A 10,766-nucleotide genomic window follows, 5' to 3' on the forward strand; every position below is an offset into this window, starting at 1 on the left:
ACAGGCACGCATAGCCGCCAGTGGTTCGCCAGTGGCTCCGGGGCCTATGGCGGCCGTGCCGTGTGCATGCTGTTGTCGTGGAGACACTTCAGGCGGGCGGGCTCGACGCAAGAGTTCTCGCGCAACTGCTCGAAAAGTTGCTTGTGGCCGCTCGAGGGGCTCTGCCGCGTCGCGGGCGGCAAGGCGCCAGGGGGTCAGGTGCCGAGCGAGTAGCGGGAGGCGCGCGCCACCCGCAAGGCGAGGCCGCCGATGGGGTTGTAGAGCGGCGCGTCGTCGGCCAGGTCAATGGTGTGGACGAGCACGGCGGCGCGGCCCGCCGGGGCCCGGCGCGCGATGGTGCCGTCGGGCCGGAGCACGCGGCTGCCGCACCAGGGCCGCTCGCCCGCCGTGTTGTTGGCCACGACCCACAGGAAGCTCTCGGATGCCCGCGTGGCCAGAATGGCCGGCGCCACCCCCCCCATCGCGCGATTGCGCTGCGGCGTGGCCAGGTACGACGACAGGAACACGAGGCGGCAGCCGCGCTTGAGATGCTCGCGCCAGATCTCGGGGAAGCGGAAGTCGAAACAGATCAGCAGGCCGAACCGGATGCCGTTGATCGTGTGCGTGACGAGGCGGCGGCCGGGGGCGTAGTGCAGGCGGTCGCGCGGCATCAGGAAGCACTTGTCGTAGCGCTTCACGATGCGTCCCGTGGGGGCGATGAGGTAGAGCGAATTGTAGGGCTTGGCAACTGTGGGCGGGACGTCCCCGTCCCGCGACACGCGGCGTGGGGACACGCCGCCCACATGCGCGGAGCCGAGGATCGTCCACACGCCCAGCTCCGCTGCCAGGTCGCGGATGCGGCGGGTCTCGTCGGCCAGCACGTTCCACGGATAGCCCTCGAAGCCGGTGAACTGCGAGCCGGCATAGCCCGAGAGCGCGGCTTCGGAGAAGTGGACGATCTCGGCTCCGCGGCGGGCCGCTGCGCGCATCTGGCGTCGGATGGTCGCCCCGTTGCGCCGCACGTCGGGCCCGACGGCGAACTGGCAGGTGGCCACGGTGAGTCGGCCCGTGCGCCCGCTCACGCGATGCCCTCCATGGCGACGTCGTACATGGCGATGAGGTTCTCGGCGCGGCAACTGTTGTCGGCCTCCGTGGTCGAGCCCATGAGGAAGCCCGGATAGGCGTCGCGGACGGCCTGGCGGCAGACCTGGCGTACCTCGTCGGGGGTGCCGTTCGAGAGAAGCTGGCTCATGTCGATGCCGCCGGCGAGGAAAAGGGCGGGGTACTTCGCGCGGCACTCGCGCAGGCTCATCCCCGCCACGGTCTCGAGGGGGTTCAGGCCGTCTATGCCGGCGGCCACCAGGTCGTCCATCACCTCCATCAGATAGCCGTCGGAGTGGAAGAGGCACTGGAAGCCGTGCTCGTGCCAGGCGTCGTTGAGGCGGCGGAGGCGCGGGAAGAACTCGCGGCGCAGCCAGGCCGGCGAGTGGAGGAGCCGCCCCTTGCACGCGATGTCGCCGTAGGTGAGCACGGCGGGCGAGAGGGCGGCGTTGGCGATGGCGTGGGTGAGGGCGATGTGGTGGCGGGTGCAGGCCTCGAGGGCCTCGGAGACGAGGCCGGGCTGGTCGGCCTCGAGATAGGCGAAGAGGTCGAAGCCCAGGCGGTGGCGAATGTCGTCGAGGCCCACGCCCATCTGGGTGTAGAGGTGCACGGTGTCGCCGATGCGGGCCTGCACGTCGGCGAACCAGCGCTCGTGCTGTTCGCGGCGGTCGCGGGGGTTGGCTTCGGCCTTTCGAGCCGCGGCGAGCTGGGCGGCGGTCCACTTCTTCAGCCACTCGGCGGCGCCGGGCACGTCGTCGAAGGGGCGGCGCTCGATCCAGCAGGTCTTGGCGAAGGCGCTCTCGTGGAGCACGAAGCCCTCGGCGTCGGTGAACTCGCGGTCCTCCAGCGGCCCGAACGTCGAGTGGCGGGTGGCGTCGAGCATGCGCGCGATGGCCTTGCCCGTCAGGCGGTCAACGGTCGCGCGGGTCTCGGGGTCGTTGACGAGGGGCGGGAGCTTCTCGCCGCTGAAGTGTTCGATGGCCCGGTCGCACAGCAGAATGTCGTACAGCGGCACGCGGTCCGTCTCTTGCCGCCGCATCGCCCGCTCGACCCGTTCGCGCTTGGTCACGGGGGCTGCCCTCATTCCAGCGACGGGCGGACGACTTGGCCCTCGGCCTGGGCCTCGGTGTTCTCGTAGGCGCCGAAGAAGTCGCTGTTGCAGTCGAGCCACAGGGCGATGCGGCGCAGGTCCTCGGGCGGCAGCGCGAGGTTGTGGTGGCCCTTGGCGAGCATCTGGTAGAGCCGCGAGGCCCGCGCGCCGAACTTGCCGGGAATGGTGCGCGGCGTCTCCCAGCCCACGCCGCCGAAGAAGAAGGCATGCTTCTCGAGGTTCAGGTACGAGGTGTACCAGCGGTTCGGGTTCTTCTTCCAGTCGCCGGCCCGCAGGTCGGGCGGCTTGGGCGCAGGGGCGGCGGCCGCGGCCGGCTTCGGCTGTCCGCCCTCCAGCTCATCCAGAATGTCCGGGCGCGCTTTGGGCGGCGCGGCGGCTTCGGCGCCCTGCGCGAGGGCCTGGGTGTGGCAGGCGACGCAGTGCCTGTCGAGCACGGGCTGCACGAGGCGCGGGAAGCTGAAGGGGTTGGACCCCTCGACGTCGGGCTGGATGGGGGAGGGCGGCCGCGTCATGGCCAGCGGCACGCGGTCGAGGGACTTGCGCGAGCCGCGCTGGTCGTGGCAGCCCTGGCACGTGAGGGTTTCGCCGGGGTGCACGTAGAGGTCGCTGCGCATGGACTGGACGGCGAGGCCGCGCTCGTCGAGGGCCTGGAGGAAGACGGGGCGGCACACGGGGAGCTCGAAGTAGGCGCTGCCGTCGCGCTCGACGGGCACGGTGCCGAGCACGGCGCGGGCGTTCTTCTGGCCGCCGTAGCCGATGCGGGGCCCGTCGGCCGAGGGGGTGCTCTTGGGCAGCACCTGGATGATGCGCAGCGCGGCGATGCGCGTGCCCTCGGGCCAGGGGTAGAGGCCGTCGTAGACGTTGACCACGCCCACGGGGGCCGTGCCCATGGCCATGGCGCGGATCGCCTGGAGGTCGGCCTTCCCGCCCCGCTCGCTGTTCGTGGCGACAAGCGTCTCGCTTGTCGTCTCTGCCGTGGCGACAGGCGTCCCGCTTGCCGGCGGACCTGCGAGCGAGACGCTTGCAGCCGCGGCAGAGGCCCCGGGCTTGCCGACGAGGGTGGCGTGCGCGACCACGGGCGGGCGGGGCCTCGGCCGCAGCGGGATGGGGCCGAGGCAGGAGATGGCGGGGTCGCGGTAGAGGAGTTCCTTGTTGCCGAAGGCGTCCACCAGGTAGATCCCGTAGCGGTTCTGGAGCCGCGCGCCGCGGGCGTTGGTGCCCTGTGGGTCGTAGACGCACAGGTGGAACTCCTCGCTGAGGGGCCAGGCGGTGGCATAGGCCACCTCGCCGCCGCCCTCGGCCTCGGGGAAGCGCACCTCGGGCGTCAGGCGCTTCACGGGCTGCATCTTGTCGTCGTCGGGCTCGTTGGGGTCCACGAGGACCAGCGAGCCGTAGGCCTGGCCGTGGTGGGCCGAGGCGGTGGCCACGTAGCGAGGGGAGCCGGGGATGGCTCGGACGTTCATCTCCTGGAGCGGGCGGTCGCCCTGGTTCTTCGCCCAGTTGCCCTGGATGGCGCGGGCGTCGCGCCCGTCGGGCGTCGTGATCCACGGGTGATGCGCGTTGTTGAAGCCGCGGTCCACATAGTCCCAGCGGGTGTAGACGATCATCCCCGCGTGGTTCACGCTGGGGTGCCACTCGTTGGTCTCGTGGTAGCTGATGCACGTGATGTCGGAGCCGTCGGGGTTCATCGTGTGGAGGGTGTAGGTGGGCACGGGGCGGCCGTGGCAGCGGCCGTAGCCGCCGCGGCGCTCGGAGATGAAGCAGATGCGGCCGTTGGGCAGCCAGCAGGGGTGCAGGTCGTTCCACGCGCCGTCGGTGAGCTGCCGCAACCCCGTGCCGTCGGCGTTGACACTGAAGATGTGGTAGGTGCTCTTGGGCGTCCACTTGTAGCGGGTGTTCTCGCCCTCGGTCCAGGGGAAGAGGATGGTCTGGCCGTCGTAGGAGAGGTCGGGGTAGAGGAAGCCGCCGCCCTCGAGCTTGCGGCCCGCGAAGCGGCCGTTCTCGCAGACGGCGTTGGCGAGCAGGTCGCGGGCGACGGGCTGGTCGCTGAAGGGCTTCTCGAGCACGAAGAGGCCGCCCTCGTGGATGGCCATGAAGCCGAAGTACTGGTCGCACATGTGATTGCCCGTGCCCTCGCCGCCCGGGTAGTAGTGCTTCTTGGCGAAGAGGATGCGGTCGAAGTCGAGCAGCGGGTTGGCGAAGGCGATCCTGCGGCGGAGCTTGACCGCCTCGTCGAAGAGGCGGCGGCGGGCCTCGGTGTCCTTCACGTCCGCCTTCTCGGCCCTGGCCTTCATCGCGTCCAGGGCCGCCTCCTCGGGGGCGAGGTCGCGCACGCCCTTCATCGTCTTCAGGCGCGCGAGCAGGGCGCGGGTGCGCCGAAGCACCACGTCCAACGGGTCCTTGTCCTCGGGGAAGAAGAGGGCATCGGGGCGGAAGGTCTGGTCGGCCAGCGCCTTGGACCAGCCGAGGCCGTTGGCCAGCTCGCGCCCGAGCAGCTCGAACTCGGTGAGCACGGGCGGGGTGTGGGCCTTGGGGCGGGCGCCGGTGACCTCGAACTTCGCGTCGAGCCAGTCGGCGTGGTCGTTGCCGTAGCCGTCGCCCGCGACGGTGACGATGAGCTTGAGGAGCTTGACGCCGGTGACATCGAGGTCAATGGCCTTGGGCGGCTCGCCGCCGCGCAGCACGCCGCTGTGCCAGCGCTGCCGGCCGTCGGCCTCGATGATGAACTCCACGCTGCCCGAGCGGCCCACCTCGTCGTCAATCGCGGCGAGGGCGGTGAAGCGTGTCGAGCCGCCGTCGAGGTTGATGACGAACGAACCGGGCGGGTGCGTGCCGATGCCGCGCTCGAACAGTCTGCCGCCGGCCCGCAGCGGGTTGCCCCCGACCGATTTCCGGCTCCGCGTGTGCTCCCAGCCGCACTCGGAGAGGCTCACATCCAGCTCATCGAGCCACACGGTCTCGGCCGCGCAGGCGACGACGCTGGCGAGGGCGAGGCCGAACGACACGAGACCACGCGCGAGCCTGACCGATAGCACGCTCTCCACTCCGTTCACGCAGTTCCAGGGCAGTTGCCATCACATGCCCGAATCATACGCCGGACAGCGGGAAGATGCAAGGAGGGCGTTCGATCCGACGCTTGACTTTGCCGCGGCCTTCTGGTGATCTGAACGCACCTCAGGAAAGGAGCCCGCAATGTGGAGTGCCCGTGCGTGGGTGCTGATAGCGTGCCTGTTCGCGTGCCTCGAGGCTCAAGCGGGGGAGGAGCGGACGTTCACGATCCGCGAACCGTTCGGCCTGGCCTGGGGGCCGGACCGGGTGAACTACCCCCTTGTCCTCCGCGAGGGCGAGAAACCGCCCGTCGTGGCCGCGGTGCAGGACGCCCACGGCGCGCTCCTCCCCGCGCAACTGACGCCGTCGCTCGCGCCCCCCGGCGAGGGCGCTGCCCGGCGCGTCACGCTGTCGTTCATGGCCACGCTGAAGCCGGACGAGGTCGGGCAGTGGACCTATCGGCCCGACCTCGGGGGCCAGAAGCCGCCGGCGTCGGACCTCCGCGTCGTCGAGCGCGAAGGCGTGGTCGAGCTCACGACCAGCAAGTTCGGTATCCGCGTGCCGGCCAGCGGGGCCAAAGAGCCGCCCGCCCCCATCCTGGCCGTGCGCCTGGGCGACGGCCGCTGGATCGGCCGCGGCTGGTGGCAGACTGAGCGCCCGTGCCTCGGCTACAAGGCCGCCATCCTCGAGAGAGGCCCCGTCTTCGCCAAGGTCGCCCTGAGCTACGACTTCCCCGACAACACGGCCTACAAGGCCACCATCGAGCTGTCGGCCGGGCAGGACGTGGCCATCATCAGCGAGGAGTTCGACCTCTCGAAGGGCCGCCGCTACGAGATGCCCGAGCTCGGCGGCGTGAGGCCCGGCGACACCTTCGCGTACGTGCTGCCCACATTCGAATCCGCAAAGGCCGCGTTGATGTGGGACTGGTGGTGCCAGACGCACGGACGGGTGCCGTCGCCCAACGCCTACGGCTTCTCGTTCTACGAGGGCCTGGAGCCCGACAGTTGCGAGTGGCACGGCCGCATGTACCACGAGGCGGCCAAGCCCGGCGACGGCGGGCTGAAGCTCGACAGGGACGGCCGCGTGATCAGCCTCAACGCCTGGCTCCAATGGGGCGAGGACGAGTCGCTCACCTTCGCCGCCTACAACTCGAAGACCCCCAAGGACGCCCTGGCCATCATCGCCCTGCGGCCCAGCCAATGGCTCCACCCCGACATCGAGCCGCACCCGATCAAGACCCTCAAGCAGTACGTGCAGACGAACAACCTGTGGATCGAGCGGCGGGCCAAGCCCGACCTCTTCCTGCGGGCGCCCACGTGCCTCGGCAGGCGGGTCTACGGCATCGGCGTCGTGCCGCGCGACGTGGGCGGGGCCTCTGTGCCCCGCGAGAAAGGGGACGCGGGGCAGGGACGCCCCGCCCACAGTGAGGCGATGCTCCGCCACGTGCGCCTCGGGCGCCTCGAACTCGACCGCGTGAAGGACTGGGTGCTCGACTACGACGAGCCATCGCGGTACCCCCGCCTGTTCGTGGACGCGGGCGACCTCGAGCGGATGCGCCTGCGCACCCAGAAGCACCTGGCCAACCAGCAGCACATTCGCTGGGTGAGCTACCTGAGCAAGGACGACCCGAAGGTGGGCGACCAGCTCATTGCCGAGACCCTCGCCGGCCTCGAGAACTTCGTGCGCACCTTTGCCACGACCGACTACGGGCACATGATGTACGCCATCAACGGCGGCGTGCTGGCCCACGCGGCCGACGTGGCCCTCGCCGTGCCCCACCTGGCGCCCGACCAGCGGGCCAAGATGCTCCGCTACCTGGCCGCGATGACCTACAACGGCCTCTCGCCCGACTACGTGCCGCCGCGCGAGGCCGGCTTCGCCTGGGGTTCGGCCAACATGCAGTCGCAGCTCCGCGCCCGCGGCGCCCTCCACGCCGCGCTCCTGCCCAACCACCCCGAGGGCGCGAAATGGCGCCGCTATCTCACCGACTGGATGACCGCCTACGTGGGGAGCCAGGTGAACCCCCACGGCGCCACCCTCGAATGCCCGCACTACAGCGGCATGGTCTTCGAGCTGGGCATCGTGCCGCTGCTCGCCATGGCGCGCTGCGGCGACCAGATCGACATGTCCGCCGCCACGGCCCGCTTCGCCAAGGCCGCTCGCGTGAGGATGGGCACGCTGCTCCCGTGGGACCTCCGCGGCGGCTTCCGCTCGTGCCCGCCGATCGGCGACGGCTACTACGCTCCCGACGAGACGTTCCCCATCCTGGCCGCGCTCTTCGACCAGCGCGACCCCGAACTCGCGAAGCACCTGATGTGGGCGGCGACCGAGACCGGCCGCTCCTTTGGCGGCCACCCCACGCCCCCCGGCATCCTCATTGACCCCGGCAAAGAGGCGGTCCAGCCCAACCTGGGCTCCGAGCACTACGAGGGCATGGGCTTCGTCATGCGCAACGGCTTCCCCCGCCACGACGAGACCTTCTTCCTTGGCCTCGCGGGCAGCTTCTCGGTGGGCCACGGCCACGCCGACCGCGGCGCCTTCATCTACTATGCCAAGGGCGCGCCCCTGATGGTGGACTTCGCGGCCATGTACACCCCCAGCATCGGCGAGGCCTGGCTCCACCCCGGCGGCCTCAGCTTCAACCACGACGAAACCGTCCGCCCCTGCCCAGGCCGCGACCAGCAGGGCTGCTACTACACGGGCAAGGTGTGGCAGGACCACAAGGTCGAGCCCTTCACCAGCCTCGAACCCGGCTGGGACCCGCAGGCGAAGGACCTCGACGAGGCGATGGGCAAGGTCACGCGATTCGTCACCCTGCCCGCCGCCGACTACGCCGAGATGGTGCGCCCCGTCCGCTACCTCAACCGCGTGCCCTACGCCCTCCCCGAGACCCACAACCAGCTCGTCACCCGCGGCGAATCGGAGGACGCGTGGGCTAAGCAGCCCTTCACCTGGACCCGCCGCTACGTGCTCGTGAAGGACCCCGACCCGATGGGCCACAACTACGTCGTCTTCCGCGACGACCTCGGTGGCAATACCGAGCTGGTGCCCGCCCTCAACCTCTGGTGCCTCGCCGACAACCTGAAGGTGACCGGGCAGCACGTCAACTACGTCGGCCAGCACGGGGTGGACGTGACGTGCTTCGTCGCCGAGCCGAAGGCGTTCGCCCACCGCACCCACCGCGTGAGCCACCCGTGCGGCTTCGGCTTTGCTCCGTACTATGAGAAGACGTTCGGCAAGAAGTTCGAGGAGGCCCAGCTCCTCTGCCAGATTCCCCAGGCGCCGGGGAAGGGCGGCTACTTCGTCGCCATGATTCCCCGCAAGAACACCGAGCTGCCGCCGATTATCAACGCCGTCCTCGACCACAGGGCGGTGGACGCCGGCGACGCCATCCACATCGTCTGGCCCGACCGCACCGACACCGTGGTGCTTGTGAACCAGCCCAAGGAGGTGGCGGTCGAGGGCCTGGTGCTTCAGGGCACGGCGTTTGTGGTCACCCGGCCGGTCGGTGGCAAGCTCGCCGTCACCATGCTCGCCCCGGGCCGGGTGAAACAGGGCGGCAAGGAACTCCTCAGCGGCGAGGGGGGGAAGATGATTGAGGTCGGACAGTAGATTGGCTCTGGACAGCGGGGTAGGTGTCGAGTATACTCTAACTAGTCAGATAAGCTAGTTAGGAGTTCGGGCATGGACCGTATCGGCGTTTTTGATGCGAAAACCCACTTCTCGCAACTCATTGACGATGTTGCGCGCCATCGCCGACGAGTTGTGATCGAGCGACGCGGGAGGCCCCTGGCCATCATCTCCCCCTACGAAGAGACGGTCAAACGCGACGAGGCGGAGAAGTGGGCGTGGATTTTCCGTGAACTCGACGACATCCTTGCTTCACAAGCTCCGCCCAGGCCCGGCGAGCGCATTCAGGATCTCATTGAGGAGGGGCGAGAGCGGTGAGCACGGGCGTGGTCGTGGATGCGTCGGCTTGCGGGGCGTGGGTCCTGCGCGACGAGGAGACGGCGGGATCGCGCCGCCTGCTGGAGTGCGTGCGGATCGGGCAGTTGCGGCTTGTGGTTTCGGACCTCTGGTGGTACGAGATCCTCAGCGCGCTCCGCATGGCCGTCGCACGAGCCAGGATCCAGGAATCGGAAGCCCGGCGCGGCCTTGCTGTGTTGGCCGCAATTCCAAAGGACGTGTTCACCGCCGAGGCACAGGGTCAGGAAGGCATTCTGTCAGTGGCGTTCGACACGGGCTTGAGCGCCTACGATGCCACACACCTGGCTCTTGCCCGGTCGCGTGGCCTTGACCTCGTCAGTGCGAACACACACCTTCTGCGGCTTCGCCCCCGCTTCCCGTGCATCCATTCAGTCGAGGACTTCTGCGCGCAGCTCGATGGGGCGTAAGGGCGCGGGCCTCACCCCGCCAGCGCCGCAATCGCCTCGATCTCCACCCGCACGTCCTTCGGCAGGCGGGCCACCTCCACGGTGGCGCGAGCCGGCGGCTTGTCGGTGAAGAACTCGGCGTACACCTGGTTCATCGCAGCGAACTCGCCCAGGTCCTTCAGGTACACCGTGGTCTTCACCACGCAGGCGAGCGAGGCGCCGGCCGCCTCGAGAACGGCCGCGATGTTGTGCAGCACCAGCCGCGTCTGGCCTGTGATGCCCTCCGGGATGATGCCCGTCTTGGGATCGATCGGGATCTGCCCCGCCACGAAGATCAGGTTGCCGACCCGCATCGCCTGCGAATACGGGCCGATCGGGGCAGGGGCGTTGGGCGTGAGAATCACCTGTCGGTGCATGGCGGTCTCCGTAGTCAGCGCGCATTGCAGGGGCCGTCGCCAGATGCGTGATACGTGATGCGTGGGAAGAGAGGATGGGCAGCGCAACTCGTGCCCGTCTTCTCCCGGTCTTCGCACGTCTCACGCATTACGCATCACGTATCACGCATCACGCCTTTATTTCTGCCTCATCCACCGAGCGCACGCGGTCGCCGACCCGGATCGGCCCGACCTCGGGCAGGCCCGAGAGCTGGGTGCGGTCCACGTTGAGCCGGGCCTTGGGCTGCGAGCCGCCGCGGAGCATGGACACCTCGACCATCTCCGCACTCAGCACGTGGGTGCCCCGGTCCTCGGGCCGTGACTCGCCGCGCGCCTGGGGCACGTAGACGCGGCACACGGTGAGATGCTCCTGCGGGTGGGCCGCCTGCACGTAGCCCTTCACCGCCTCCCAGGCGCCCAGCGACTTCCCCGTGTCGGGGTCCTTCACGTCCTCCACGGGCGCGAAGACGCTGAAGACCATGCCCGCGGCGACGCCGGCGGACGTGCCGACGTTCAGAATCAGCGTCTGATCGTCGAGGATCTTCGCCACCTTGCCTTCCACGCGCGCGGCCATCGAGGTGCCTCCTGTGGGGGGTGGTGCGTGCGCGCACATTATAGCGCCAATCGCGGACGGGACAAAGCGGTGGGCCGGCCACGGGGTGTAAGCCGGAGTTGCAGGTGGCTGCGGGAGCTCCGAAGGAGCGAAATGGGATAGCCCAG

8 protein-coding genes are annotated in these 10,766 nt (G+C 69.5%); 3 read left to right on the top strand and 5 right to left on the bottom strand.

The window, feature by feature from the left end:
• Positions 1–194 precede the first annotated feature (194 nt).
• From PLE19_22920 to PLE19_22930, 3 genes are read right to left on the bottom strand one after another with little or no spacing between them, the layout of a single operon-like run.
• On the bottom strand, positions 195–1,061 hold the full coding sequence (locus PLE19_22920) for a carbon-nitrogen hydrolase family protein (protein ID HPD17800.1): 867 nt from the start codon (positions 1,059–1,061) through the stop codon (positions 195–197).
• The gene (locus PLE19_22925) at positions 1,058–2,149 is read right to left on the bottom strand and encodes a uroporphyrinogen decarboxylase family protein (protein HPD17801.1); all 1,092 of its coding nucleotides are present in this window, start codon (positions 2,147–2,149) and stop codon (positions 1,058–1,060) included. The genes PLE19_22920 and PLE19_22925 overlap by 4 nt, the downstream gene beginning before the upstream one ends.
• 11 nt (positions 2,150–2,160) lie before the next feature.
• A complete protein-coding gene (locus PLE19_22930) occupies positions 2,161–5,226 on the bottom strand; it encodes an NPCBM/NEW2 domain-containing protein (protein ID HPD17802.1) in 3,066 nt (1,021 codons plus the stop codon).
• Positions 5,227–5,383: 157 nt separating this feature from the next.
• On the opposite strand from PLE19_22930, the gene PLE19_22935 reads away from it, so the two are divergent.
• From PLE19_22935 to PLE19_22945, 3 genes are all read left to right on the top strand, one after another.
• Positions 5,384–8,851, top strand: a complete 3,468-nt coding sequence (locus tag PLE19_22935; protein HPD17803.1) for a hypothetical protein — start codon at positions 5,384–5,386, stop codon at positions 8,849–8,851.
• A gap of 72 nt (positions 8,852–8,923) precedes the next feature.
• Entirely contained in the window at positions 8,924–9,187 is a 264-nt protein-coding gene (locus tag PLE19_22940; GenBank protein ID HPD17804.1) for a type II toxin-antitoxin system Phd/YefM family antitoxin, read from the top strand.
• A complete protein-coding gene (locus PLE19_22945; protein ID HPD17805.1) occupies positions 9,184–9,633 on the top strand; it encodes a type II toxin-antitoxin system VapC family toxin in 450 nt (149 codons plus the stop codon). The genes PLE19_22940 and PLE19_22945 overlap by 4 nt, the downstream gene beginning before the upstream one ends.
• Positions 9,634–9,644: 11 nt before the next feature.
• On the opposite strand, the gene PLE19_22950 is transcribed toward PLE19_22945, so the two are convergent.
• Positions 9,645–10,028: a RidA family protein gene (locus PLE19_22950; GenBank protein HPD17806.1), complete on the bottom strand. Its 384-nt coding sequence runs from the start codon at positions 10,026–10,028 to the stop codon at positions 9,645–9,647.
• A gap of 148 nt (positions 10,029–10,176) precedes the next feature.
• Entirely contained in the window at positions 10,177–10,620 is a 444-nt protein-coding gene (locus PLE19_22955) for a hypothetical protein (GenBank protein ID HPD17807.1), read from the bottom strand.
• Positions 10,621–10,766 lie beyond the last annotated feature (146 nt).

It is taken from the genome of Planctomycetota bacterium (genome assembly GCA_035384565.1).
Lineage (GTDB): Bacteria > Planctomycetota > PUPC01 > DSUN01 > DSUN01 > DAOOIT01.

Bases quoted from the DNA above. Each gene is read 5' to 3' on its own strand.
- PLE19_22935 (HPD17803.1), top strand. From the start codon at position 5,384: ATGTGGAGTGCCCGTGCGTGGGTGCTGATAGCGTGCCTGTTCGCGTGC.
- PLE19_22940 (HPD17804.1), top strand. From the start codon at position 8,924: ATGGACCGTATCGGCGTTTTTGATGCGAAAACCCACTTCTCGCAACTC.
- PLE19_22950 (HPD17806.1), bottom strand. From the start codon at position 10,028: ATGCACCGACAGGTGATTCTCACGCCCAACGCCCCTGCCCCGATCGGC.
- PLE19_22955 (HPD17807.1), bottom strand. From the start codon at position 10,620: ATGGCCGCGCGCGTGGAAGGCAAGGTGGCGAAGATCCTCGACGATCAG.